The following is a 26882-nucleotide window of genomic DNA, read 5'->3' on the forward strand; positions in this document are numbered from 1 at the left end:
CAGACACGCCACAGTTATGATTTAGCACAGAAAACAGTCAGCTGCGGCTGAAGGTGACCGAGACGAGCTGCCCCTCTTCATCCATTACCACCAGCTGATACTCGCCCGGATGATCGAGTTGCAGTGACAGGCTCTCTGCGGCGCTTTGCGTCATCAGTGGCTCGCCATTCAGGAACCACCAGCGCTGCGTGCCCTGCCCGCCCTGCACCGCGACCGGGAGCGTCAGCGTGTTGTTGCCCGGCAACGGCCTGACAATTTGTCCGTCAGTCACGCCGGTAACGATCAGCGGCGCACTGCTGCCCTGCTGTAACGGCGGACACTGCGTATCAACAGGCGGCAGGCGTTGCGCCCGCCGCTCCTGAGGCGGCAGCCAGGCTTCCAGCGGCAGCGGCCAGACCAGCCGTTCGTGACGGGTGGCACCGGGGCAGTCGGCTGCGACGCGACGTCCTTGCGCATTCTGCCAGTCACTCAGGCGTAATCCGCTGAGGCCCTCCTGACCCGGTGCCAGCAGCGTTGGCGGCAGGGTATCGGAGGCAACCCAGCTTTGTCGCTGCTGACGGCAGTTTTCGTCTCCGGCAGGCAGCGGCTGACCGCCAGGCCAGCAGATGGTCGCGACCGTGACCGAGGCCGGACGTGGATCGCGTGGCACATCCCGCCTGCCGAGGCGGCTCATCAGTGCGCTATTAATCTGATTCATTACTGGCACGGCAGAGGCAAAACCAAACTGCCCGGCAACCGGCGTGGCATCCGGTCGCCCGACCCAGACACCAATCAGATAGCGGGGATTGATGCCTACCGACCAGGCGTCGCGGTAGCCATAACTGGTGCCGGTTTTCCAGGCCAGCGGCACCACATCAGGTACGCTGCCATTACCTGCGGGCTGCGCTTCCCCGGCCAGGATACGCCGGATGATCCACGCCGATTCTGGTGAAAGCAGCGGCCGCTGTTGCAGAGGCTGATTGGGCATCCAGCGCAGCTGACCGGCATTGCCGTGACGGGCAAAGGCGCTGTAAGCCGCGACAATCTCATCCATGCGCGCCCCGGTGCCGCCAAGAATCAGTGAAAGATTAGGTTCAGCGCCTGGCGGGAAACGTAAGTTCAGACCCGCGTTGCGCAGACGCGCCGTGACATTTTTCGGTCCCAGCGCCTCCAGCAGCTGTACGGCGGGCAGATTCAGGGATCGCACCAGCGCGTCACTGGCGCTGACCGGTCCGTGAAACCCGGTGTCGAAGTTGCCCGGACGATAATCCCCAAAGCGACGCGGCACATCCTGCAGCAGCGATTCGGCATGAATAAGCCCCTCGTCCATCGCCATGCCATAGATAAAGGGTTTTAACACCGAGCCTGGCGAACGCACGCTGGCAATCATATCCACATGCCCGAAACGGCTGTCATCAGTAAAGTCAGCCGACCCGACGTAGCCGCGCACCGCCATGTTGGTGTGATCCACGACCAGCATCGCCAGTGAGGTGCGCGGCGGAAGCTGGTTCTTAACGTTCAGCGCCAGACTTTCCAGTTCGCGCTGCAGGGAAGGATCGAGCGTAGAGACAATCTTATCGCTGCGGCTGATCGACAGCAGCCGCCGGGCCAGCAGCGGTGCCATCTGCGGCATCTGACGCGGCGGCAGCCACACCGGCTCCTGACGGATTTCCGCCACCTGTTCAGCAGACCAGATGCGGTATTCCGCCAGCCGATCCAGCACTTTATTGCGTGCCGCTTCCGCCCGTTCCGGCCAGCGATCGGGCCGCAGACGGCTGGGTGCCTGCGGCAACACGGCCAGCAGCGCCGCCTCGCCGGGTGTCAGCTGTGACGGGGCTTTTCCCAGCCAGCTCCAGCTTGCCGCCCCCACCCCTTCCAGCGTGCCGCCAAAGGGCGCCCGGTTAAGGTAGAGCGTCAGGATGTCACGTTTGGAAAGATGCCATTCCAGCTGCAGCGCCCGCCACGCCTGAATCAGCTTTCCACGCAGGGTACGGGGTTGCGGGTCGATCAGGCGCGCCACCTGCATGGTCAGGGTGCTGCCCCCGGAAATGACGCTCTGATGGCGCACATCCTGCCAGGCAGCGCGCACCAGCGCCAGCGGGTTGATGCCGGGGTGATACCAGAACCAGCGATCCTCATAGGTCAGCAGCGCCTGCAGATACGCCGGTGCCACGTCATCGGGTGTGACCGGATAGCGCCAGATGCCCTTGCTGTCAGCAAAGCGCCACAATGGCGTACCGTCGCTGGCCACAATCACCCGTGCAGGCTGCACCTGTTTAAGCGGCAGCGGGAACAGGCGATCCAGCCCCCACGTTGCCAGCCACAGTGCCAGAAAAAAAAGCGGCAGCGCGAGCCACCACTTTTTAAGGGTACGGCGTTTTAACATGTGTCGCGTCACTTACTGGATATGCAGCTGCGACGGCGTGCTGCCGGTGGCGCGCCACTCTGGCACATACATCGACTCAATCTGTGGAGGCGGCATCAGGAAGCGACCCGGCGTGACCGCCCGCGCCAGGTAGACCAGCGTCGCGGGACGGTAACTATTCACCACCAGTGCGGCCACAAAGCGATCGTCGCGGAACTCTATGTGCTTAATGTCAGCCTGCTGCATGTCGCCCATGCTCTCCTTCAGCGTATCCGCACTGTCGCCGAGACTGGCGCTGCTGTCAGCCAGGTTCTGGTTTTCCAGTTCCAGACCGGCAGGCAGCAGATCCACCACCAGTGCATCGTTGATAGTGCGCTCTGACGAAACGGTCAGACGCACCACCAGCAACTCTCCGCTGCGCAGATTACTGAGGTCGGCGGCTTTGCCATCCAGGGTAAAGTATTCGCGTTTAATCCCGAGCACATTGCTCTCAGGCTGAGGGGCGGTCAGCGGATAGCCGGTAACATCCAGACGACCGTACAGCGGCGCACTGCCCGGATTGCGGATGGCTAAGCCCTGTAACAGCTGTTCAGCCGCCAGCCCTTTATTCAGCGGTGCGTCGCCCTGCAACGGTTCCGCATCGCCCGACAGCAGCGCCTGCCAGCTGCCGCCCTGCGCACGTTGCAGGGTATGAGCCGCCAGATAAATTGCGTTGTTCTCCTGGGTCGAGAACCAGCGTTTGCCATTCACCTCTTTGGACAGCGACAGCAGCAGGCTGTTCTGCAAATCAGGCTGCAGCTTATTCTCTGCTAACAGGGCAATCATCATCCCCTGATCGCGCACCGTGCTGCCATAGTCGCCGCTCCACTTGTTGTCTGAGCGCGTCAGCGTGGCACCCTGCATAATCGCCTGCCGGGCGCGCGCTTCGTCACCCATCAGCTTCAGCGCCACCCCCAGCTGCATCAGCGCCAGTCCGGAGCGGGCCTTTCCACGTTGCTGATGCAAGGCGCGCAGCGCACCCAGCGGCGCACGCTGCTGACGCGCCAGTACCAGCCCCGCGTAAGCCTGTACGCTGAACTGCAGCGCGGCGCTGTTATCACTCTCGCCGCCGCTGATCTGCGAGGGATCCTGCAGATAGCGCAGCAATCGTGCATTTGCGCGATTCACCACATTATCCGGCAGCGCATAGCCTGCTTCACTGGCGCGCAGCAGGAAGTCCGTCACATAAGGCGTCAGCCAGAACTCCTCTTCACTTTGTTTATCCCACAGCCCAAAGCTGCCGTTGGCTCGCTGCATGCCCGCCAGACGCGCAATGCCGACATCGACGGCAGCCCGCCGCGCCTCATCGCTGCTGGTTTTTATGCCCATAGCGGTCAGCTCAGCATGGCTGGTATAAAGCGAAGGCCAGAGGCCGCTGCTGATCTGTTCCAGGCAGCCGTAGGGATAGGCGTAAAGCGCACTGATATAGCTGGCAATGTTCAGCGGCGGACGATTGCTCAGCGTCAGCTGTCCACTCAGGGTGTGCGCATCCAGCCCCGTCAGCGATGCGGCCGCGACCTGCCACGGCTGATCGGGATTGATCACCGCTTCAAAGTTCAGCGTCTGCGCCGGATAAGGGGGCCTGACGCCAATTTTCCACTGCTGTTTGCCGGGCTTCACCTGTTCACCCGGCAGATTCAGGCCGGAAATCTGTACGGCGATCTCGCCATCACCAAAACCGCTTTTTGCCCTGACCGGAATCTGTAATGTGGTGCGCGCACCTTTGGCCAGCGTCACGCTCTGGCTGGCCGCACCGGCCAGTTCCACCAGGCCACCGCCGGACAGATCTACTTTCAGCGTTTGCGGTAAATCGGTCAGGTTTGTGAGATCCAGCGCCAGTAATGCGCTGTCGCCGCTGGCAAGGAAACGCGGGGTAGCCAGTTCGCTGATCAGCGGTGCCGCGACCACCAGCTTACGCTCTGCCGCGCCGAAACTGTCATCGCTCCAGGCCTGCGTCATGAGCCGGAGCTCGCCGTTAAAGGCCGGAATCGGCAGTGTAATCGACCCGTTGCCCTCTTTATCGAGCGTCACCGCCTGTAACTGCTGCGCCACGATATTGACGTGCGTCACCGGCTTTTTACCGCCGTGCGTCATCGATTCATCGTCGCCATCACCCCCAAAACGCAGCGCCGCCAGTCGGCCACCGCCTTCAATAAGCTGACCAAAGACGTCGTACTGATCGACGTTGTAGCGTTTGCGGCCAAAGAAAGCCTGCCACGGATCGGGCGTTTTAAAATCCGTCACGCTCAGTACGCCGCTGTCCACCGCTGACAGCAGCACATGCACTTTTTCTGGCAGCGGACCGCCGTCACGACTGGCATGAACCTTCACCGTCAGGCGCTGCTCAGGACGAATTTTATCGGGTGCCGTAAGCGTCAGGTTTAAGCGACGCGCCTCCGTCGCCATCGGCAGATGCAACAGCCCCACCGCACGTTTAGGCGTTGCGCCGCTGGCCTTATCGCCGTCACGTACCACGATAGCGCTGAAGTAAAGATCGTGACGCCGCCAGCTCTCCGCAACAGAGACATCCACCGTTGTGCCGCCCTGTGGGACGGTCAGAGGCTGCCACCATAGCGTGCCGCTGCTCGACTCCACCATCAGGTAGCCTTTACCGGCAGCCGGTGACTCAACCTGCAGATGCACGGTATCGCCCGGCTGGTAAGCCGCTTTGTCCAGCTTCAGTCTGACCTGATCGGGACGCAATGCCCCTGTGCCATTGGTGTTATCCTGCCAGTCATAGCCCGCATTGAATCGCATACTGCTGACGATCTTTTCACCCGCCTGCACTTCCAGCCGGTAGTGGCCCCACTCGACCGGGAAGCTGACTCTGGTGCTGCCGTCAGCCGGGACAGAGATTGCGCGCTCATCTTCCTGCAGATCTTTGCCATTATATTGCGACTGCCAGCCTTCGCTGTCGGAGAAGCTCCAGTAGTAATCCCGGCGCTCACGAATCAGACGCACATCCAGCTTATCGGCTGCCAGTTTTCTTCCCTGACTATTGGCATAAACAATGTCGAATTCGGCCAGGCTCTCTTCCGGCACGGTAGGCTCATCGTGATAGCTGTCACTGCGGTAGTCATATACCGCCTTGTTACCGAAAAGCGGCCGGATGCCTGGCAGAGCGTCAGCAGGCCAGATGGCCTGGGTTGCACGACGGGTGACCGGGCGTCCGCCGGTCTCCAGCAGGCTGGCCTGCAGAATCAGATTGAGCGGCGAGTGCAGCTGATTCCACTGATTCTCTACCATAAGCTGTGCTTTACCGCTGGCGTCGAGTTTAAGCTCTACCTCATCCAGCGTGCGTTTTACTCCCTCTTCGGTAATGTCACCAAACTGGTAGCCCGGCAGCGCGGCCACGGCTTCACGTGCAGGCCGCAGATAAAGTTGTCCCTGTAACGTGTTACCGGCCGCAGGTGCGCCATAGAGGTAGCGTCCTTCAATACCGAACGTAACACTGGCATCTGCAGGTTGGGGCTGAGGGGCATTGTTCAGGGTTAACGCCATGCGCTCCGGCAGAAAATCTTCGACGTGGAACGTCCACTGACGCCTGAGGTTATCACCGGTATTCAGCCGCAGCATCCAGTCACCGGTCATGGCTGACGCTGGCAGTGCCAGGCGCTGCTGGTAGAATCCCGCGTCGGGCTGCCAGACAAAGGTCCGCATCACCTGACCGTCGGGCTGCACCAGCTCGGCTTTGATTGGCTGGGCGGGCAAAGGATGTCCATCGGCATCGCGAAGCAGCGCATTTACGATGACGGTTTCGCCAGGACGGTAGATATCACGCGGGCCAAAAACAAACAGCTGTTTGTCATAGCCCTGCGGACCGGCAACCGGAAACTCAGCCAGGTCCAGCGCCGGACGCGCCAGGTCGATCAGCGAGGTCTGCTCACCCTGCACGGCCAGCAGGAGTTTGCCCTTTTCATCGGCTTTCAGGCTCAGATGGCCGGTGCTGTCACTGGTGCCGCTCTGCAGCACCTGCCCTTTCTCATCCAGTAACCTGACGCTGATGCCGGAAAGCGGCTCGCCGTTTGCCAGACTCTGAGCGAAGAGTTCGAATCGGGTCGGGAAGCGATGCAGCGAGAGGCCAATATCGCTCAGGGTGAAGAGCGTGGCGGGCTGGCTGTAGCGATACGTTCCGGCCTGTTTCATCACCGCCAGATAGACGCCCGGCTGCTGAAGCGCGGCAATGTCTCTCATCGGCAGCTGCAATTTTTCACGGGTGTTACGCGCCGGATTAAGCTCAAAGCGTCCGGTATAGACCAGCTGGCTGCTTTTGAGCAGATCCGCCGACGCCCAGGTGGAAAGGTTGTTGCCGTAACGCCATTCCGAAAGAAACTGTGCCAGGCCCGCATTCTTAATCCGGAAGAAATCGACATCAACCTGATCCACATTCAGTGCCAGCACAGGCAGACCCTGCGTGATGCGCAGCGGCAGCAGGGAACCGCGACTGGCAAAACCCACCATCGGCTGGATATCGCTGGTCGCAATTTTCTGACTGTAATCGGCGGCAAGTGTCTCACCGCTGGCGGCGCGCAGTCCCGCATCCACCGTGACGGTGAAGTGGCGCGACGGTTCAGGATGACGAAAACGTAACGTTTTGCGGTTAGCCGACAGCTCCCAGCCGCCATCCACGCGGCCCTGCTTATCATCGGTTAACCTGACTTTCTGCGCGATCGCCTGTTTGTCATCCAGCGGCTGGCTGAAGGTCAGGACCAGCGCAGCGGCACCGTCAATCTGGAGTTCCGAAAGATCGATAATCGACAGCGGTTTGCTGACCGGGTTCGTTGCGGGTATCTCTGCCGCCTGAACAGGCAGGACAGGTAACAGGGTCGCTGACAGCAGCGAGCCACCGATCAGCATGCTGAGCAGCAGCCGGGTAGTGCGTTTCTTCATGGTAGTTCCTTCACCGGGACGCAGAATGTGTCGTTTCATTACGCTGCGCAATTTCATATCAATGCTCGCATTTAATCAACGCTTCTCTTGAGATGGTGCGCACATTCCCTGACACTGGCAGGACAGATTGCTGAGATGAGGTTGTTATGACGACGCCACTGTTTGTGTCCGCCGACTGGTTACAAGAGCACTACAACGATGCGCGGCTTCAGGTACTGGATGCCCGTATGCTGCCACCCGGCCTGGAAGCCGTTCGCGATATCCAGGCTGAATATCTGGCGGGTCATTTGCCCGATGCGCCTTTCTTTAATATTGAAGCGCTTTCCGATCACACCAGCCCTTATCCGCATATGCTGCCGCGCGCCGAGAGCTTTGCCGTAGCAATGCGTGAGCTGGGTGTCAGCAGTGATAAACACCTTGTGGTCTATGACGAGGGCAATCTCTTTTCCGCGCCGCGTGCCTGGTGGATGCTGCACACTTTTGGTGTGGCGCAGGTGTCGATTCTGGCGGGAGGGTTACAGGGCTGGAAAGCGGCAGGCTTTACGCTGGCAACCGGCGACGTGAATCTGCCGGAGGGCGAATTTGACGCGCACGTGGATGAGAGCCGGGTAAAACGCCTGACGGACGTGCTGCTCATCAGCCATGAAGGCGGCGCACAGATAGTTGATGCGCGTGCCGCCAATCGCTTTAACGCTGAAGTTGATGAGCCGCGTCCGGGTTTGCATCGCGGACACATTCCCAACAGCCTGAACGTGCCGTGGAATACGCTGGTTGAGCAGGGAAACCTTAAGCCGGACGCGGAACTGCGCAGGCTGTTTGCAGAGGCAGGCGTCGATATCACCAGACCGGTAGTCGCCAGCTGTGGCTCCGGGGTAACGGCAGTGGTAGTGATTCTGGCACTGACGGCGCTGGGGGCACGGGAGGTCACGCTGTATGACGGATCCTGGGGCGAATGGGGCAGTCGCGACGACTTACCGATTGCCAAATAAAAAACAGGCGGCCCATGAGCCGCCTGTTTTTAGCGTGTATCAGATAATCCGCTCACTGCCTTTGAAATCACGCAGGAAACTGCCCCAGCGACGTTCATAGAAGGGGGTGATGTGGGCGGTAAAAAAGTGGCTGATGCCGCGATCGTTCAGCGTCACTTCACAGATATCCACCGGCGCATCGTCCGGCAGCGTGTCCGTTGCCACACTGCCCGCCGCCTGAATAATCGCCTCAATGTTACTGTCCGCTTCAATACCAATCAGCAGATTGGGCGCTTCATCAGCCCGCTCACGAATACTGGCGATAAATGCGCGGCGCACCTGCTTATGCTTAGCGAACAGTTGAGTCAGCGAATCGATCATCTGCGCAGGTGGTTCGGCCACTTCAGACAACAGCAGGGATTGCCCGCCTTCCAGTACGGTTTGCTGGCTTAACGCACTCCCCTCTTCGGCCAGCAGATGGGTGATCTCGGCCGCAGTAAACTCTTTGCCGGAAGGCAGTTTAGGATTGAGAAACAGCGTCTCGCCACGCGTAATCTCAAACAGCGTCCGTACCGGCAGACGCAGCCAGGACTGCTCACCGCTGACGGCTTCACTCATCGCCTCTTCTGACGTGAAAAAAGGAATGATGCTGCTGCCATCCTCTTTTTCCCAGTGCTGCAAATCAACGGGTGTGCTGGCATCAAACTGTTGCGTGGTGCTTTCACCTGGCACCCAGACATCAGATTCCAGCAGCAGCTGAAAAAACTCGGGCCGATGGGCAGGCTCAGTGGCCGCCAGCTTCAGCACCTCTTCAAGACGGTTCATAGTTTCCCTCTGAACAGCGGCGGCATCCGCCACCGCTGAAACCTGCTTATTTCAGTAACAGATTGGCGATGGTACGCACGCCAAGGCCTGTTGCACCCGCCGCCCACTGATCGACTGCGCCTTTGCGATAGGTCGCGGAGCAGTCAATGTGCAGCCAGCCCTGCTGATAATGGCTGACGAAATGGGACAGGAACGCTGCCGCGCTGCTGGCACCCGCCGCATGAGACGGGCTGGCGATGTTATTGAGGTCGGCAAAGTTAGACGGCAGATGGCTGCGATGGAACTCAGCCAGCGGCAGACGCCAGAACGGCTCATTCTCACTCACTGCGCTGCCCATCAGCGACTGCGCCATCACATCATCAAAGGTAAACAGCGCATGGTAATCGTTGCCCAGCGCCGTCTTGGCCGCGCCGGTCAGCGTTGCGGCGTCGATGATCATTGTCGGATTCTGCTCGCTGGCATCAATCAAACCGTCAGCCAGCACCAGCCGACCTTCCGCATCGGTGTTCATCACTTCCACCGATTTGCCGTTGCGATAGCGAATGATGTCGCCGAGTTTAAAGGCGTTGCTGCTGACCATGTTGTCCGCACAGCAGAGGTAGAGTTTGACGCGCTTGTTGAGACCACGCGAAATCGCCATAGCCAGTGCGCCGGTCACGGTCGCTGCGCCGCCCATGTCAGACTTCATGGAGTCCATGAAGCTGCTCTGCTTCAGGCTGTAGCCGCCGGTGTCAAAGGTGATGCCCTTACCGACCAGACAGGCATAGACCGGTGCATTTTCATCGCCGGTCGGGTTGAAATCGAGCGCCAGATAAACCGGCGGGCGATTCGAGCCCCGTCCTACCGTATGCAGGCCCATATAGCCCTGTTCGCGCAAATCGTCGCCTTTGGTAATGCGATAGCTGACGGCGCTGCCGCCCACTTCGCTAATCAGATCGACTGCGGTATGCGCCAGCTGTTCCGGCCCCAGATCGTCGGCAGGCAGGTTAATGACGTTGCGGACCCAGTCGATGATTTTCAGACGGCGATCAAACTCTGCCTGCTCATGTTCGCCCAGCGCTGGCCACTCAACCTGACGCTGGCCTTTCGGGCCACGGAAGCCCTGCCAGAATGCCCAGCACTGCTCCAGGTGCCAGCCTTCGCCGGTCAGCGCCACGTGGCGGATCCCCTGGCTGTCGATTTTGTGCGCCGCACGCTGGATGGTGTTCAGCGCATCCGCGCCGGTCAGATGCAGTGTCATGCCGCTGTCGTTGCTGCTGAGAATCGCTTTTTCGCCCCAGCGCACATCGGCGGGCTGGCTGCTAAGCGTAATAGTCATCGGTTGTGTGGTCATCGAAAAGCTCCGTAATCGTTATCTGTTTCATCCAGCCTGATTGTTATGACGGATTTAATGAGATGTTAAATATAGTTCGCAGAGACCTGATAACAGATTCCGTCAGATGTTGCCAGTAAAGTGCACATATTGCTGACGCCGTTTGCGGACGGTTACCGGGTATCAGGATTTCATTAAGGCCCGCAGGCGGGTCACTGATTTCTGCACCAGCGCGATGGCGTAGTCGATCTCTTCTTCGGTGGTGAAGCGTCCCAGTGAGAAGCGCAGCGAACTGTGTGCCAGCTCTTCACTTACGCCCAGCGCACGCAGAACATAGGACGGTTCCAGACTGGCGGAGGTACAGGCTGAGCCGGAAGAGAGCGCGAGATCTTTCAGCGCCATGATCAGGGATTCACCCTCAACATCCGCGAAGCTGAGGTTAAGAATGTTCGGGGCACTCTGATGCGGATCGCCATTAAGGGTTACGTCCGGCAGTGTGCTGATGCCCTGCCACAGTCGATTGCGCAGCGCCTGCAGACGTGCCATTTCGGTTTCACGCTCTTCTGCTGCGATACGATAGGCTTCACCCATGCCGACAATCTGATGCACCGGCAAGGTTCCTGAGCGCATCCCGCGTTCATGTCCGCCGCCGTGGATTTGCGCGGCGATCTGCACGCGCGGTTTACGCCGAACATAAAGTGCGCCGATGCCTTTCGGGCCATAGAGTTTGTGGGCTGAAAAAGACATCAAATCAACCGGTAACTGGCTGAGATCGACAGGCAACTTGCCGACGCTCTGGGTCGCATCCACATGAAACAGAATCTCACGTTCGCGGCAGAGTTCGCCAAAGGCGGCGATATCCTGAATCACGCCGGTTTCGTTATTAACGTGCATCAGGGTGACCAGGATGGTGTCGTCACGCAGCGCCGCACGCAGCTGTTCAGGCGAAATAATGCCGTTAGCCGCTGGCGTCAGGTAAGTGACAGCAAAGCCTTCGTGCTCCAGCTGCTGGCAGCTATCGAGCACCGCTTTGTGTTCAGTCTGGCTGGTGATGATATGTTTGCCGCGCGCCTGATGGGCGTGGGCTGCGCCTTTGATCGCGAGGTTATCGGATTCGGTGGCACCAGAGGTAAAGACGATTTCGCGCGGATCGGCGTTAACCAGTTCGGCGATCTGATTGCGGGCAACATCAACCGCTTCTTCAGACTGCCAGCCAAAACGGTGCGATCGCGAGGCCGGATTACCGAACGTGCCATCCAGCGTCAGAAACTGCATCATTTTGCTGGCCACACGCGGATCGGCCGGCGTAGTGGCGGCGTAATCCAGGTAAATCGGTAATTTCATTGCGCTACAGCTCCGTATAGAAAATCATACGTCTTTATAGCAGATTCGGCCCTGACCGCGTTAGCAGTTAGGGCCGGAACAGCGGGGATTACGAGGCGCGTTGATTAACGTTGATTTCCTGCGAACGCGGGCTCTGGAAGCGACGGTTATCAATCGCATTCTGACGATCGGCCACATCCAGAATCTCCTGGTTATTGACCAGTTCAGCCAGCGTAATATTGTTCAGGAAGTCGCTGATACGCACGCTCAAATCGCGCCACAGTACGTGAGTCAGGCAGCGCTCGCCGCCCTGGCAGCCTTCTTTGCCCTGGCATTTGGTGGCATCAACCGACTCATCAACGGCAGTGATCACTTCACCCACAGAGATGGTGTTTGACGCTTTACCTAACAGATAACCGCCGCCGGGACCCCGCACGCTGGAGACCAGCTCGTTTTTGCGCAGTCGGGAGAAAAGCTGCTCCAGATAGGAGAGCGAAATGCCCTGACGCTCTGAAATATCAGCCAGCGGGACCGGGCCTTCATGGGAGTGAAGGGCAACGTCCAGCATTGCAGTAACGGCATAACGTCCTTTGGATGTCAGTCTCATAGCGTACGACCTCAATAGCGTCCGGTTATCGGAGGATTAGCAACAGATGCCATGAAGTCTGACATTCCCGAGTAAATTGGTCAACTATTTAACCTGGTAAATCAGTCAGGTATTTAACCAGGTAATTTACTCAACTATTATCTGCTTCTTTTTTCTCGTTTTTCCGCTTTTCAAACGACGAGAGCATGCCACGCAGGATGTTGAGTTCATCACGTTCCGGGCGGGCGCGGGTGTAAAGACGGCGCAGTTTGCTCATCACCTGACCTGGATTGGCTTCACGGATAAAGCCGCTGTTCAGCATCATCTGTTCCATATGCTGATAGAAGCGCTCAAGGTCATCCACCAGCGGATACGGTGATTCTTCATACTGCGGCGGCGGGCTGGCCTGCTCCTGCGCCTGTAACCATGCCATGCGCACTTCATAGGCGATGATCTGAACCGCCATCGCCAGGTTCAGCGAGCTGTACTCCGGGTTGGCCTGAATCGCGACGTGATAGTGACACTTCTGCAATTCTTCGTTGGTCAGGCCGACGCGTTCACGACCAAAGACCAGCGCGACCGGTGCCTGCTGGCCCTCTTCCACACTTTTTACGCCGCATTCACGCGCATCCAGCATCGGCCAGGGCAGCGAGCGTGAACGTGCGCTGGTACCGACCACCAGACTGCACCCGGCGATGGCCTCATCCAGGGAATCGACGATTTTTGCATCACCGATAACGTCACTGGCCCCGGCTGCCAGGGAGATAGCCTGTGAATCCGGCTTGACCAGCGGATTAACCAGATAGAGGTTAGTTAAGCCCATGGTTTTCATGGCGCGCGCAACGGAGCCCATGTTACCGGTGTGAGAGGTTTCGACCAGCACGATACGAATATTTTGCAACATGATTAGGGATACTCAGAAACGGGTCAGTAAAATTAGTGGATAGAATCCTAACATAAAGCAGGACATTTACCGAACACGCTGCTATACTCCGCGCCGTTTTCCCCGTTCTTTAACATCCAGCGAGAGATACCGATGCATCCAATGCTCAACATTGCCGTGCGCGCAGCGCGCAAGGCCGGAAATTTAATTGCCAAATATTATGAAACCCCGGACGCCGTCGAAGCCAGCCAGAAAGGCAGCAACGACTTCGTAACCAATGTTGACCGCGAAGCAGAACGCCTGATTATCGAAATTATTCGTAAATCTTACCCGAAACACACCATCATCACTGAAGAAAGCGGTGAACTGGCGGGCGAAGATCAGGACGTTCAATGGGTTATCGATCCGCTGGATGGCACCTCCAACTTCATCAAACGTCTGCCCCACTTTTCTGTTTCTATCGCTGTGCGCATTAAAGGCCGCACTGAAGTCGCTGTCGTTTACGATCCTATGCGCAATGAACTGTTCACCTCTTCACGTGGCCAGGGCGCGCAGCTGAATGGCTATCGTCTGCGTGGCAGCATTGCCCGCGATCTGGATGGCACCGTTCTGGCAACGGGCTTCCCGTTCAAAATGAAGCAGCACGCGCCTGCTTACATGAACATCCTGACTAAGCTCTTCACCCAGTGCGCTGACTTCCGTCGCACCGGTTCTGCTGCGCTGGATCTGGCCTATGTGGCGGCCGGTCGCGTAGATGGCTACTTCGAAATTGGCCTGAAGCCGTGGGATTTTGCGGCGGGTGAACTGCTGGTCCGCGAAGCGGGTGGTCTGGTCACTGACTTCACCGGTAACCATGGCTATCTGCTGTCCGGTAACCTGGTTGCAGGTAATCCGCGTGTGGTGAAAGCGATGCTGTCGAACATGCGTGATGAACTGAGCGAAGCGTTAAAACGCTAAGTCTCAGGACGTAAAAAGGCGGCTTTTCAGCCGCCTTTTTTATTGCCTGTTAATCAGTGAGGATTAACGACGTTCGTGTGCCAGCACCTGACGGGGCTGAGTACGACGACCTACCATACCCATCACACCGGCCAGTACCGCTTCGATGATCAGCAGAATCAGGGCATACCAGCTCGCTTTCGCCGTCGCAGCCGCCGCTTTTTCGCCTGCTTCACGCGCTTTCTGTTCAGCCTGCTGTTTCAGTTCCTGATACTTCTGAACGGCCTGCTGATAGCTCTGCTCGGTTTTCGCTACGATTTGATCCACTTCCTCATCGCTTTTACCGGTACGCGCTTTAATGATGTTTTTCAGTGCGTCACGATCGGCGGCCTGCAGGGTATCTGAGTGACGATCCATCACGCCTTTTACCCAGTTGGTCAGATCGGTATCTGCCGTCTGCGGATGGTTCGCGGTGTTGTTAGCCTGGTTTTCCGCATTCTGCGCTTCGTTATTTGCATCCTGCTTTAAGTTCTCTGGCTGTAATTCCGGCTTACCCGTCTGACGTAAAGTGGTCTCCAGTTCGTTCTGCAGGCTGTCTAAATTAATATTATTTTCCTGCAGCTTTTCTTTTGCCATTTGGGTCACTGAAGGCGCAGCGGCGGAAATACCGTTACCCAACGCCTGGAAGCCTGAACCCAGAATATTCATCGCGCCACCTAATACACTGGTCGCCAGCGCAATAGCCAGGTAAATAGTGAAAATTGTGCTAAGGCCAAACATCAGTAAACCGTGCAGTGCACCTTCACGCTGTGCCAGTCGACCGGCAACATAACTCCCTGCCGCCATCGCAACCAGCATTTCAATGGCCGTCCAGACCAGCGCGCCAGTTCCAAGGCCGTCCAGCGGGTTCTGTTCTTTCATCGGATCAATGGTGGTCGCACCAATGGCTGTGCCCAGCAGCGTCAGAATGATATGAACGATTAATGCACAAATAACACCGGCAAACACCGCGCTCCATGAAATACGTTTCAGCGGTAGTCCTGCAGGCCCGGTCGCCAGCGTTTCGGTGTAGCCATTATTAATACGGGTATCAGCCATGAAATATACTCCTCGCAATAAAAAGCTGTTCTGATCTTTTATCATCCCGACGGCGGAATGCCGTTTTGGTAATAACAGCGTAGACAGGGAATAGTCATTTCTCCACTAAACTACCCAGAGAAAAAAATAAAGAGATGAATTCAGAGATAATTAGCGAGGTAAGGATAACAGCGGGAATTTAATTCCCGCTGCGTTTTCAGTCAGAAAGGTCGAATTCCGCCGCCCGGCGTCAGCTGCGCTGACTGCCATAATGCGATGCCCGCCACGATCAAAATCATGCTACCGGTTAAGGCCAGCGCCGGGATGAGTAATCGCGCCATGCCTGCGGCGTTGCGTGGCTGTGCCAGCCGCTGCGCCACAGAGCGTGCCTGCTGCACCAGCAGGCCAATTGCCGAGATGGTCAGGGCGGTGCCCAGCGCCATTACCGCAGCGGAAAGAATGCCCCAGCCATACACGCCAATCACTTTGGCAAACAGCAGCATCATGATCGCGCCGGAACAGGGACGTAATCCCATCGACACGACCACCAGAAACTGCGTTTTCGCGCTGATATGGCCGCTCATCTGCTGCGGCGTCGGAAGGTGCGCGTGTCCGCATCCGCACTGTTCATCATGCTGATGGTGAGGCTGGAAGGCGCGAAATATCGGGGCTGGCCGTGGACGGAATGCCAGCCACAGCGAACGCAACGCCCGGTAACCAATCATCACACCCAATCCGATCACCAGCAGATAACTGCCCTTTTCCAGCCAGAAACTGCTGAGATGCAGCTGGCGCGACGAGGTGTTCAGCACCACCAGCATGACCGTGACCAGCGCAATCGCTACCGAGCCCTGCAGCAGTGAGGCGAGCAGCGTCAGCCTGATACTGGTTTTAACGCGGCTCGGATGGGTCGCCAGAAAAGTGGCGATCACTACTTTGCCGTGGCCGGGTCCAAGCGCGTGCAGCACGCCATAAAGCAAACTGAATATGACCAGCGAGAGGCCCGCCTGATGGGGCTGATCCGCCACCTGTTGCAAGAGCTGGGTCATCTGCCGGTGCAGATCTTTCTGCCACAACACGCTTTGCAGCAGAATCTGCGACCAGTAAAACCAGACCAGTAATCCGCCGCCGATGAGAAGCCCCGCCAGCAGCCACAGAGGCCAGAGCCGGGAAGCCCGAAGGGGGGTGGCGATTACTGACATGTCAGTACCACCGTCTGCGCGAACTGGCGACCTAAATCCATCTCTTCTGCAGGCGCATCGGCTTTATCCAGTGACAGCGCATACTGCTTCAGAGAGTCGCTGGGCTTTGGCGTGTTGAGCGTAAATTTGCAGCGTGCCTGCAGCCCCGGCGGCAGGGTTAACGCGCCGGGATTGTCATAGAACATATCGACGAAGTAAGTAGGATCGAAGGTCAGGATCTCAAAGCGCTGGCCGGTCAGCTTCGGGGGTTCCGCCAGCGGCAGAACAAATTCCAGCACCGCTTTGTGGCCGCTACGCGACAGATTGTATTCCGTTGGCAGATTCAAAAACTTTACCCGCTGTTGGTTGTGCCAGATTTCGGAAAAGTAGTGCTGACCCAGGACATTCGCCATCACCCCCGCCGCCAGTTTTTTCCATACCACGCTGCCCGGCTTCGCCTCGCCCGCGTCATAAAGCAGATCGGCGGAGGTTATCTCATCCATGGTCCAGATCATCTTCAATCCGGTAAAGGTGTCGCCCTGCGCCACCAGTTCGGTTTTCATGTCGATGAAGCTGTGAGGATGTGCCAGCAGCGCCGGACTTAGGACCATCAGTAAGGCAAAGAGTGCGCGTTTCATAATGTTATAAAGTAACGTTCCTGATGAAAAGAATCTATAAGTAACAAAATTTTGTGACCCGCCTTAAACCTCCGGCAAATAAACCGCGTAAACCGCGCAGGCGCTGACCGGGTTGACTACGCTTAGCTCAAAATAGCCTGCTGGAAATCTGATTGATGAGTTCTGCTACCCCTTTGGCACCACTCTTCACCCGTTCACAGCGTCAGTGCCATCTTTTGTTGTTGCTGTTTCTGCCTGCACCCGCGCTTACGCTTGAAAAAATCTGCCAGCTGAATGGCGTCGATCCTGCCGTTGCCCGACAGGATATCGCGGATGTGGGCCTTGAGATACAGCGATATCACCAGCTGGAATTGCATCAGATGGTGGATGGCAGCTTTCGTCTTCATGGAACAGAGTTGGATCGTCGCCTTTGTTTGCTGCACAACCTGCGACGCAGTTTGCGTTTATCGCAGGACTTTGTCTGCGAGCATTTTGCCGCGCCTCTGCGTCAGCGCCTGAAGGCGATCAAAATTGAGAAAGCGCTGTGGGATGAGACCAATTTACAGGCACTGATTCAGCACTGCAGCCTGTGTCTGAAACGTGATTTCAGCGACCGTGACCGGCTTTTTCTGCAGATATTCATGAAGTATGGATTGTGCCAGCGTCAGCCGGTGCTGTTCAGTGAAGCGCAGTCTCTGTGGCTGCAGCAGAAGCCTGAGCGGCAGGCCGCCGGGGATGTGATTCATCACTGGCGCAAGCGCTGCCATCTTGCTCCGCACGTCAGTGAAACCGACTTCTGGACACTGCTCTTCAGCCAGATCCATACACCGGTTGTGGACGCTATCGCACATCCTGCCGGGCAGCAGCTGATGAATGCGACTCAGCAACTGATCAATGACTTTGAAGCCTGTGCCGGTGTCACTTTTGCTGACCGCGACGAACTGCTGCGCCAGCTCTATCCGCATCTGGCACAGGCGCTCGATCGCACGCACTTTAATATCGGTATCGACAATAGCGTCGCACTGGATGTCAGCCGGCTCTACCCTCGTCTGCTGCGTACCACTCAGCAGGCCCTGACGGCCTTTGAGCAGCATTACCAGGTAACCTTTACGCCGGAAGAGGTGAGTTTAATCACCATTATTTTTGGTGCCTGGCTGATGCAGGAGAGTGCGTTGCAGGAGAAGCAGGTCCTGATACTGACCGGCGGCGACGCCGATCTGGAGCAGAATGTGGAGCAGCAGATCCGTGAGATCACGCTGCTGCCCATCAATATTTCCTACCTGGATGTGAAGCTGTTTCAGAAGGAGGGTGCGCCCCGGGACACAGACATTATCATCTCGCCCTACCCGACTTCGCTGCCTCTGTTCTCTCCGCCGCTGGTACATGCAGAGCTGCCGCTGACGTTACACCATCAGCAGCGCATTCGTTATTTACTGGAGTCGTAGCCGGGACGCAGAAACAGCGCAGGCAGTGCGACCAGCGCCATCACCCAGAAGAGATGCCCCTGCAGATGCGCGAACAGCACGCCGCAGATCATGGTCATGACCGCAATCCCACCGCCCATTGCCAGCGCGGAATAGAGCGACTGCAGCCGGATCACTTCCGCCCCCTGCCGCGCCGCGATAAAGCGCATCGCTGCCAGATGACAGACGGTGAAACTGCCACAGTGGAGAATTTGCGCCACAATCAGCAGCGGCAGCGCGGTGCTGGCACCCAGCAGGCTCCAGCGGATTAACGCGCAGATGCCTGAAAGCAGCAGCAGGTCACGCGCACGCCAGCGGCGGAACAGGCGGTTGCTCAGGGCAAACACAATAATCTCCGCTACCACGCCCAGCGACCAGAGGTAGCCCACCGTCGAGGCGGAATAGCCGCTCTCCTGCCACCAGATAGCACTGAAGCCGTAATAGGCCGCGTGCGCGCCCTGCAGTAGCGTGACGCAGAGCATAAATCGCCATACTGCATTTTCACGCAGTAACGATCGCCATTCCTGCCAGCCGCCGCCCGCAGCCCCCTGCCGCTCATGACCCTGTGGCTGGGTGGCGGGTTTCAGCATCATGCCAGCAAGCATGGCGATGACACCGACGGAAAGCAGCAGCAGAATGGCCTGTGAGGAATAAGCGCTTACCAGCATGCCGGTTAACGCCGAGCTGATCACAAAGGCCAGCGAGCCCCACAATCTCACCGGTCCGTATGCCAGCCCAATCTGCTGCGTCCAGGTTGCCGCCAGGGCATCGCTGAGGGGCACCAGCGGCGAGAAAAAGAGATTAAAGCCGATCATCACGGTCAGCAGCCACATCCACTGCTCACCCACCCAGAAACCGGCTGCAAACAGAGAGGTCATCAGCGCCAGCAGACGTAGCGCCGTAATTAACCGGCCAGGATTTTTAACCTGTGAGGCGATAAGCAGACTACCGACGAAGCGTGCGACCATACCACAGCCGAGCAGCAGGCCAATCTTTTCAGCATCCAGGCCGGTGCCTTTCAGCCACACCCCCCAGAATGGCAGATAGATGCCGTAACAGAAGAAGTAAGTGAAGTAGCCCAGTCCGAGCCATCTGGCGGAGCCGATTGCCATATTCCCTCCAGCAGGTGTGCTGCCGCGCAGCATGAGTGGGCGCTACTCTGGCAGAGCGCCGCGGGACAGGCAATAAAAAAGGATGGCAGAAGCCATCCTTTTTAGTCTGTATCACAACAGGTTAACGATTAAGCGTAAACCGGCAGACGGCTGCAGATTTCCAGCACTTTGTTTTTGGTGCGCTCAATGGTCGCTTCGTCATTGATGTTATCCAGCACATCGGCGATCCAGCCCGCCAGCTCACGCACGTCTGCTTCTTTGAAGCCACGACGCGTAACCGCTGGCGTACCGATACGGATACCGGACGTCACAAACGGGCTTTTCGGATCGTTCGGCACGCTGTTCTTGTTAACCGTGATGTTGGCACGGCCCAGCGCCGCATCCGCTTCTTTACCGGTCAGGTTTTTGCTCACCAGATCGATAAGGAACAGATGGTTATGGGTGCCACCAGAAACGATGTCATAGCCACGCTCAATCAGTACTTCTACCATCGCTTTGGCATTTTTGGCCACCTGCTGCTGGTAGGTTTTGAACTCTGGCTCCATCGCCTCTTTAAAGGCAACCGCTTTGCCCGCGATAACGTGCATCAGTGGACCGCCCTGACCGCCAGGGAAGACAGCAGAGTTCAGTTTCTTATAGAAATCTTCATCGCCGTTTTTCGCCAGAATGATGCCACCACGCGGACCTGCCAGCGTTTTGTGGGTGGTGGAGGTTACGATGTGCGCATGCGGAATCGGGCTTGGATAGACTTCTGCGGCAACCAGACCGGCAACGTGTGCCATATCCACAAACAGCCAGGCTCCCACGCTATCCGCGATTTCGCGCATTTTCGCCCAGTCACAGACGCCGGAATAGGCGGAGAAGCCGCCGACGATCATTTTTGGCTGATGGGTTTTCGCCAGTTCAGCCAGTTCGTCGTAGTCGATTTTACCGGTCTCATCGATACCGTAAGCCACCACGTTATAGAGTTTGCCTGAAAGGTTAACCGGTGAACCATGAGTCAGGTGTCCACCGTGCGCCAGGTTCATCCCGAGGATGGTATCGCCCGGCTGCAGCAGCGCGGTGTAAACCGCAAAGTTAGCCTGTGAACCTGAGTGTGGCTGCACGTTAGCGTAATCGGCACCAAACAGCGCTTTTGCGCGGTCAATCGCCAGCTGCTCAACGATATCAACGTACTCGCAGCCGCCGTAGTAGCGTTTGCCCGGATAGCCTTCAGCGTATTTATTGGTGAGCTGAGAACCCTGCGCCTGCATAACACGCGGGCTGGTGTAGTTTTCAGAAGCAATCAGTTCAATGTGCTCTTCCTGACGCACTGTCTCCTGCTCCATCGCCTGCCACAACTCGGCATCGTAATCGGCAATGTTCATATCACGCTTTAACATCCGGATCTCCTGACTCAGCTAACTTTCTGACGGTATTTACCCCCCTTCAGGGGCGAAGGCCCACAGTGTAAACCGTTTTAACAGGTGAAGGTAGGGTGAACCGCCTCTTTTTACGCAAACGATTGGCTGGCTACTGGCACGGCATTTTTACACCTTTTTCCCCGGCTCAGCCGCCACAATTTTTCTCTCCGATATGGCCGTGAGTTTCTGTGATGCACTAAAAAGTTGCCACTCTGGCAACCAGAAAGTTCATCGCGTTATTTACACAGCAGACGAAGCGGCTATAAGATGCATTTAAAATACATCTTTAAATGAGAGGCCATTTTTATGCTTGATGCACACACCATCGCCACCGTTAAATCGACGCTGCCTGCCATTGCAGCCTGCGGTCCAAAGCTCACCGCACATTTCTATGACCGGATGCTGTCGCACCACCCGGAACTTAAAAACGTCTTCAATATGAACAACCAGCGCAATGGCGATCAGCGGGAAGCGCTGTTCAACGCCATCTGCGCCTATGGCGCGAATCTGGAGAATCTGGCCGTGCTGCTGCCTGCCGTGGAAAAGATTGCCCAGAAACATACCAGCCTGAATATTCAGCCTGCGCAGTACGCCATCGTGGGTGAAAACCTGCTGGCAACCATCAAAGCGCTGCTGGATCCAGGCGAAGAGGCGCTGGCGGCATGGGGCCGGGCCTACGGCGTTCTGGCGGATGTCTTTATCAATCGGGAAGAGGAAATTTATCAGGCAACAGAGCAGCAAACCGGTGGCTGGCGCGGCACGCGTGCGTTTCGCATCAGCGCGATTGAACAGCAGAGCGATGTGATTAAAAGCTTTACCTTTACGCCGGTGGATGGCGGCCCGATAGCAGCGTTTAAGCCGGGTCAGTATCTGACAGTTCACCTGCAGCCCGCCAGTTTCGACCATCACCAGATTCGTCAGTACTCGCTGACGCATCTCAGCAACGGCAAAGATTATCGCATTGCGGTGAAGCGTGAAGCGCAGGGCACCGTCTCCGGCTGGCTGCATCAGAATGGCAGGGTGGGTGATACGCTAATGCTCGCCGCACCGCACGGCGACTTTTTCCTTGAGGTCGATCCTGTCACGCCGGTGGCGCTGATTTCTGCTGGCGTAGGTCAGACGCCGATGCTGGCGATGCTGCATGCACTGGCAGCAAGCCAGCACCGCGCGCCGGTCAGCTGGCTGCACGCTGCAGAGAATGGCAAACAGCATGCCTTTGGGCGTGAAGTTTGTGACACGGGCAGGCAGCTCGCCGATTTTGTCAGTCAGGTCTGGTATCGCGATCCCGCCGCTGACGATGCCGGTCGCTATGACGCGCAGGGTCTGATGGATATCAGCGTCATGTCCGCACGTCTTGCCTCATCCGCAACCCACTTCTGCCTGTGTGGCCCCCTGCCCTTTATGCAGCATGTGGTCGCGCAACTGCGTGATGCTGGCGTGGCTGACGCACGCATTCATTACGAACTTTTTGGCCCGCACAAAGGGATGTAATTGCGTCATCTGTGGGCGCAGATGACGGGCCGCTCTGAATCTGACAGCAGCTCAACGCGAAGGAAACAGGGTCAGAAGAGGAAAGTGTCCCGCGCCACGACGGCGCGGGACGGAGGAATTATGGATGGCGGGTGTTGCGTCTTTCCAATCTGACCCTGTTCCCTGAGCAGGCCGGATCTCACACCGGTTTCCGGCATAAAAAAAGCCCGCAGCGCGGGCTTTTTATGCGGATGACGCGCTGATAAAAAGAGTATCAGATCGCTTCTTCATCCTCTTCGCCCGTACGGATGCGCACCACACGCGCCACGTCGAAGACAAAGATCTTACCGTCACCGATTTTGCCGGTCTGTGCCGTACGCATAATGGTCTCAACGCAGGTATCAACGATATCGTCGCCGACGACCATTTCGATTTTGACCTTAGGCAGAAAGTCGACCATATACTCTGCGCCGCGGTACAGCTCGGTGTGCCCTTTCTGGCGACCGAAGCCCTTCACTTCACTCACGGTCATCCCGGTGATGCCCACTTCCGCTAAGGCTTCACGAACATCATCGAGTTTGAATGGTTTGATAATTGCATCAATCTTTTTCATGTCAGACCCTTTTTCACTCCCTCTGTGGTCAGAGGATTTATTCAGTATAAATGTTGCTGGCGCTGTCGGGCGGTAATATCCGGGTTTCTTCAGGTTGCCGCAAGTGCTGTCAGATCATGCCGACCGCACCCCTGTTGCTTCGGGCCTGAGCAGTCAGCCTGCCGGTCTTACTTCGCAGCCCCCGCTACTCTTTAAAATCACTGGCGTCCAGTTCATGACGAGACAGCAGCTTATAGAACTCCGTGCGGTTGCGCCCGGCCAGACGTGCGGCGTTGGTCACGTTGCCTTTGGTCATCTGTAACAGCTTACGCAGATAGTTCAGTTCAAACTGGTTGCGCGCCTCCGCAAAGGTCGGCAACGCGCTGTTTTCACCGCTTAACGCCTGCTCCACCAGCGCATCGCTGATGACCGGCGATGAACTCAGCGCCACGCACTGCTCAATCACGTTAACCAGCTGACGCACATTGCCCGGCCAGCTGGCGGCCATCAGACGCTTCATCGCATCGACGGAAAAGCTGCGAATCTGCGGTTTGTGCCGTTCTGCCGCCTGGCGCAGCAGATGATTGGCAAGGAGCGGGATATCTTCGGTGCGCTGATGCAGCGCCGGAATTTTCAGGTTAACCACATTCAGACGATAGAAGAGATCCTCGCGGAATTCCTTTTTCTCCATCGCTTTTGGCAGGTCGCGATGGGTCGCTGAAATGATGCGCACGTCGATCTCAATATCATGATCGCTGCCCAGCGGCCTGACCTTTCGCTCCTGCAGCACCCGCAATAATTTCACCTGCAGCGGTTGCGGCATATCGCCAATCTCGTCCAGGAACAGCGTTCCGCCGCCTGCGGTTTTAAACAAACCGTCGCGGGCACTCACTGCGCCGGTAAAGGCCCCTTTAGCATGCCCGAACAGCTCGGATTCCAGCAGCTGCTCCGGCAGTGCGCCGCAGTTAATGGCAACAAACGGCTTGCCGTTGCGCGGGCTGGCGGCGTGAATCGCCTGTGCCAGCATCTCTTTACCGGTGCCGCTCTGACCGTTAATCAGCACGCTGACGTCCGACTGCGCCACCATGTGCGCCTGCTCAAGCAGCCGTAACATCACCGGACTGCGGGTAACGATCGCTTCGCGCCAGCGGTCATCGCTGACCGGTGCCTGCTGTGCCAGCGCCTCATCGATCGCTTTGTAGAGCGCATCCTTATCTACCGGTTTAGTCAGAAAGCTGAACACGCCCTGCTGCGTGGCAGAAACCGCGTCCGGAATGGAGCCGTGCGCCGTGAGGATAATCACCGGCAGACCCGTGTGGCGTTTCTGAATTTCGCCAAACAGCGCCAGACCGTCCATCTCATCCATTCGCAGATCGCTGATCACCAGCTCGATTTTTTCTTTCTGCAACAGACGCAACGCTTCCGGTCCGCTCGCTGCGGTGGTGACCTGATACCCTTCGCTGCGAAGACGCATGCCCAGCAGCTTCAGCAGGCTGGGATCGTCATCCACCAGCAGCAGTTTTGCCGCTTGTCTGACCATTATTGCTCCTCATCCTGCGGCAGCGCCGTGCCGTGTCCGTTGTCAGAAACATCCGGGGCTTTGCGTGATGAAAGCTGGCGCTCAATGTCTGTCAGCCGCTCCAGCTTATGCTGCGTGTCGCTGAGCTGCTGCTGCTGTTTCACCATTTGCTGGCGTATCGCCTCCAGTTGCGTATCGCTGCTCTGCTGCAGATGAGCATAACGGGTGCGCGCTTCACTGAGGTCGAGCTGTGCGGTCTGATTGCTGCGCCACAGCTGAATCAGCGGGCGCACAGACTGCGGGAAGTCGCTGCTGTAGCGATCAAGCGTTTCCACATAGCGACGACGCTCAACAGGCGTGACGTTGCCGTTGGACATCAGAACGCCCTGTTTAAAGGCGCGCGACCAGTTCTCAGCTGGCCAGCGATGAGCTTCGGCCCGGGCCTCAGCAGGCGAAAGACGCTCAGCACAGTCGATGGCCCGCATCCAGTAAAGGGTATTGCCCAGCGCCGCACTGTTTTCTATCGGCCACAGGTCATTGCAGCGGGTCGCCAGGTAATCCGCAATTCTGTCCTCGGGTTCCGCCACCTGATGGCCTGACGGCAGCGCGGAGGTGGCCGGGGAGGTCGTACATCCGCTGAGGAGCAGCGTAGTCAGCGTGCTCAGCAGCAAAGTCGGTAAATATTTCATCGGTCAGACTTTCCCGGCTGTGGTGTTCAGTTCAATTCGAAAACAGACGTCAGCCTGCTCACAGGAGACCAGCGTCAGGTCGCCGTGCATCCGGCGCAGGCAATCTTTGGCAATACTCAGCCCCAGCCCGCTGCCTTTCACCGGCCCTTTACGCTGCTGGCTGCCCTGGAAAAACGGTTCGAAAATCATGGACTGCTCTTCCGGCGGGATAGGCGTTCCGCTATTCGCCACCTCAATCCAGACCCGATCGTCCTGCTGCTCGCTGCGAAGCCAGATGGTACCGGATTCGCTGCCGTAGTTCACGGCGTTCGAATAGAGGTTATCGATCACCCGCATCAGTAGCATCGGTTCCGCAAGGCAGTGGCTGATCTTAAGGTCGACGACCGTCTGCATCAGTTTGGCGCGTGCTGAAAGCGCATGGGCATTAACGACGCCCTCGACAATCTCCGCCACGCTGACCGGCACCAGCGCGATTGGGCCATCCGCCAGTTTCCGATTGTAATCAAGCAGCTGTTCAATCAGCCGCTGAAGATGACGGCTGCTGCTGTCGAGTATGGTAACCACCTCTTTTTGATCGGCATTCAGCGACCCAGCAACCTCGTCTGCCAGCAGGTCGGTGCCTTCGCGCAGGCTGGCCAGCGGCGTTTTCAGTTCGTGAGAGAGATGGCGCAGAAATTCATGACGCTGCGACTCCAGCCACGCGAGCCGCTCGCTGAGCCAGACGATGCGCTGTCCCAGCGAGCGTAACTCACGCGGACCGCGAAATGTCACACTGTTACCCAGGGCACGCCCTTCGCCAAGCCGGTTGATCATCCGTTCAATGCGCTTAACCGGACCGATAATCATGCCGGTAAACAGCGTCATCAGTGCCAGGCTGATGATAAACAGAATTAATGCCTGCCAGCCGAAAAACTGGCCGCGATCGGCGATTTCGCGCTGAAGCTGTAAACCGCGCGAAAACACCACCTCACGCGTGTCCTGCACCATCTGCGCGTTAGTCGCAGAAAAGCGATCCAGTGCCTCTGCGGCAACCGGCACCGGATTACCATTGTCACATTTCAATGGCGTCAGCAGCGGCAGCGTCGCCTGTAAGGTCTGGAATACGGGCAGTTCGGGAAGACTGGCGCTGTGTGAGCTCAGCATCTGGCTGTAGCGGGTATGCTGAGTCTGATAGAGACGCGCCAGCGAGGCATCATCCAGCACGCAGTACTGGCGATAGCTACGCTCCAGCTCAACCGCCGTTCGCGCCATCGCCTCACTTCTGCGCACATCGGTAAACGTATTGCGGTTGGTGTCCGCAGCCTGTTCGCTTAACGCAGAGAGACTTTCCCATGCCTGCCAGGCCAGTACCAGCAAGGGCAGCAGCACCAGCACAAACGCCATCAGCACCAGCTGACGCAGAGAACGGGGGAATAAACGCCATTTTTTCACGCAGCCGCTTCCTTAAGATTCGCTGTCTGGATGCTAACGGACTCTGTCTGCGGAAGGAAGGGGAAGAAAAGAAAACGGCAGGCTCACTGGCCTGCCGCTGACACGACGCGTGATGCATCGCGTAAAAATGGGTGGAGCCTTACTCAACGTTACGTCCGGTGTTTGATAACGCAAGCGATTATCGGTCAGGTGGACGGCAGGCTCCGTTTGGTGCGTCATTCG

At 57.6% G+C, this 26882-nt stretch carries 20 protein-coding genes; 4 read left to right on the forward strand and 16 right to left on the reverse strand.

All coding sequences use genetic code 11. The features are described 5' to 3' along the window. Window positions 1-37 precede the first annotated feature (37 nt). Both pbpC and N5J69_RS05375 read right to left on the reverse strand, forming a co-directional pair. Window positions 38-2365, reverse strand: coding sequence for a peptidoglycan glycosyltransferase PbpC (gene pbpC, locus N5J69_RS05370; protein ID WP_279768569.1), 2328 nt, complete (start codon window positions 2363-2365; stop codon window positions 38-40). Window positions 2366-2377: 12 nt separating this feature from the next. Then, the gene (locus tag N5J69_RS05375; RefSeq protein WP_279768571.1) at window positions 2378-7273 is read right to left on the reverse strand and encodes an alpha-2-macroglobulin; all 4896 of its coding nucleotides are present in this window, start codon (window positions 7271-7273) and stop codon (window positions 2378-2380) included. Window positions 7274-7419: 146 nt separating this feature from the next. Between N5J69_RS05375 and sseA the strand changes: the two genes are divergently transcribed. After that, the gene (gene sseA, locus N5J69_RS05380; protein ID WP_279768572.1) at window positions 7420-8262 is read left to right on the forward strand and encodes a 3-mercaptopyruvate sulfurtransferase; all 843 of its coding nucleotides are present in this window, start codon (window positions 7420-7422) and stop codon (window positions 8260-8262) included. Between the two features lie 39 nt (window positions 8263-8301). Here the strand turns inward: sseA and sseB are convergent, their stop codons facing one another. The 5 genes from sseB to trmJ form a co-directional block, all read right to left on the reverse strand. Then, a complete protein-coding gene (gene sseB / locus N5J69_RS05385) occupies window positions 8302-9066 on the reverse strand; it encodes an enhanced serine sensitivity protein SseB (protein ID WP_279768574.1) in 765 nt (254 codons plus the stop codon). Window positions 9067-9112: 46 nt separating this feature from the next. After that, window positions 9113-10399 (reverse strand): aminopeptidase PepB, encoded by a 1287-nt coding sequence (pepB, locus tag N5J69_RS05390; RefSeq protein ID WP_279768576.1) that lies wholly within the window; start codon window positions 10397-10399, stop codon window positions 9113-9115. 162 nt (window positions 10400-10561) lie between these two features. Then, complete coding sequence (locus tag N5J69_RS05395; RefSeq protein WP_279768578.1) at window positions 10562-11722, reverse strand: IscS subfamily cysteine desulfurase; 1161 nt, start codon at window positions 11720-11722, stop codon at window positions 10562-10564. 88 nt (window positions 11723-11810) lie between these two features. Then, entirely contained in the window at window positions 11811-12308 is a 498-nt protein-coding gene (gene iscR, locus N5J69_RS05400) for a Fe-S cluster assembly transcriptional regulator IscR (RefSeq protein WP_279768581.1), read from the reverse strand. A 130-nt stretch (window positions 12309-12438) separates the two neighbouring features. Continuing rightward, window positions 12439-13191 carry a tRNA (cytosine(32)/uridine(32)-2'-O)-methyltransferase TrmJ gene (trmJ, locus tag N5J69_RS05405; RefSeq protein WP_279768583.1) on the reverse strand — a complete coding sequence of 251 codons (753 nt, stop codon included), beginning with the start codon at window positions 13189-13191 and terminating at the stop codon, window positions 12439-12441. A gap of 132 nt (window positions 13192-13323) precedes the next feature. On the opposite strand from trmJ, the gene suhB reads away from it, so the two are divergent. Then, window positions 13324-14127: an inositol-1-monophosphatase gene (gene suhB, locus N5J69_RS05410; protein ID WP_279768585.1), complete on the forward strand. Its 804-nt coding sequence runs from the start codon at window positions 13324-13326 to the stop codon at window positions 14125-14127. Window positions 14128-14190: 63 nt separating this feature from the next. Here the strand turns inward: suhB and N5J69_RS05415 are convergent, their stop codons facing one another. The 3 genes from N5J69_RS05415 to N5J69_RS05425 all read right to left on the reverse strand — a co-directional run bounded on the left by N5J69_RS05415 (window position 14191) and on the right by N5J69_RS05425 (window position 17002). Beyond that, on the reverse strand, window positions 14191-15204 hold the full coding sequence (locus tag N5J69_RS05415) for a TIGR04086 family membrane protein (RefSeq protein WP_279768586.1): 1014 nt from the start codon (window positions 15202-15204) through the stop codon (window positions 14191-14193). A 200-nt stretch (window positions 15205-15404) separates the two neighbouring features. Continuing rightward, a complete protein-coding gene (locus N5J69_RS05420; RefSeq protein WP_279768587.1) occupies window positions 15405-16385 on the reverse strand; it encodes a nickel/cobalt transporter in 981 nt (326 codons plus the stop codon). Then, window positions 16376-17002 (reverse strand): DUF1007 family protein, encoded by a 627-nt coding sequence (locus tag N5J69_RS05425; protein ID WP_279768588.1) that lies wholly within the window; start codon window positions 17000-17002, stop codon window positions 16376-16378. The genes N5J69_RS05420 and N5J69_RS05425 overlap by 10 nt, the downstream gene beginning before the upstream one ends. Window positions 17003-17157: 155 nt before the next feature. Between N5J69_RS05425 and csiE the strand changes: the two genes are divergently transcribed. Next, entirely contained in the window at window positions 17158-18426 is a 1269-nt protein-coding gene (csiE, locus tag N5J69_RS05430; protein ID WP_279768589.1) for a stationary phase inducible protein CsiE, read from the forward strand. On the opposite strand, the gene N5J69_RS05435 is transcribed toward csiE, so the two are convergent. Next, on the reverse strand, window positions 18408-19556 hold the full coding sequence (locus tag N5J69_RS05435) for a 3-phenylpropionate MFS transporter (protein ID WP_279768590.1): 1149 nt from the start codon (window positions 19554-19556) through the stop codon (window positions 18408-18410). The two genes, csiE and N5J69_RS05435, sit on opposite strands and share 19 nt — an antisense overlap. A 128-nt stretch (window positions 19557-19684) precedes the next feature. Further along, complete coding sequence (gene glyA / locus N5J69_RS05440; RefSeq protein WP_279768591.1) at window positions 19685-20938, reverse strand: serine hydroxymethyltransferase; 1254 nt, start codon at window positions 20936-20938, stop codon at window positions 19685-19687. Window positions 20939-21265: 327 nt separating this feature from the next. On the opposite strand from glyA, the gene hmpA reads away from it, so the two are divergent. After that, on the forward strand, window positions 21266-22450 hold the full coding sequence (gene hmpA / locus N5J69_RS05445; protein ID WP_279768592.1) for an NO-inducible flavohemoprotein: 1185 nt from the start codon (window positions 21266-21268) through the stop codon (window positions 22448-22450). Window positions 22451-22703: 253 nt separating this feature from the next. Here hmpA and glnB read toward each other — a convergent pair whose 3' ends face one another. From glnB to N5J69_RS05465, 4 genes are all read right to left on the reverse strand, one after another. After that, complete coding sequence (gene glnB / locus N5J69_RS05450) at window positions 22704-23042, reverse strand: nitrogen regulatory protein P-II (protein ID WP_003848647.1); 339 nt, start codon at window positions 23040-23042, stop codon at window positions 22704-22706. A 184-nt stretch (window positions 23043-23226) separates the two neighbouring features. Beyond that, a complete protein-coding gene (glrR, locus tag N5J69_RS05455) occupies window positions 23227-24564 on the reverse strand; it encodes a two-component system response regulator GlrR (protein ID WP_279768726.1) in 1338 nt (445 codons plus the stop codon). Further along, window positions 24561-25229: a two-component system QseEF-associated lipoprotein QseG gene (qseG, locus tag N5J69_RS05460; protein ID WP_279768593.1), complete on the reverse strand. Its 669-nt coding sequence runs from the start codon at window positions 25227-25229 to the stop codon at window positions 24561-24563. Before qseG ends, glrR begins: the two co-directional genes overlap by 4 nt. Before the next feature lie 3 nt (window positions 25230-25232). After that, window positions 25233-26660: a HAMP domain-containing sensor histidine kinase gene (locus tag N5J69_RS05465; RefSeq protein ID WP_279768594.1), complete on the reverse strand. Its 1428-nt coding sequence runs from the start codon at window positions 26658-26660 to the stop codon at window positions 25233-25235. Window positions 26661-26882 lie beyond the last annotated feature (222 nt).

Origin of the sequence: Pantoea sp. GD03673, assembly GCF_029844725.1 — a bacterium.
In the GTDB taxonomy this organism is placed as follows: domain Bacteria; phylum Pseudomonadota; class Gammaproteobacteria; order Enterobacterales; family Enterobacteriaceae; genus Pantoea.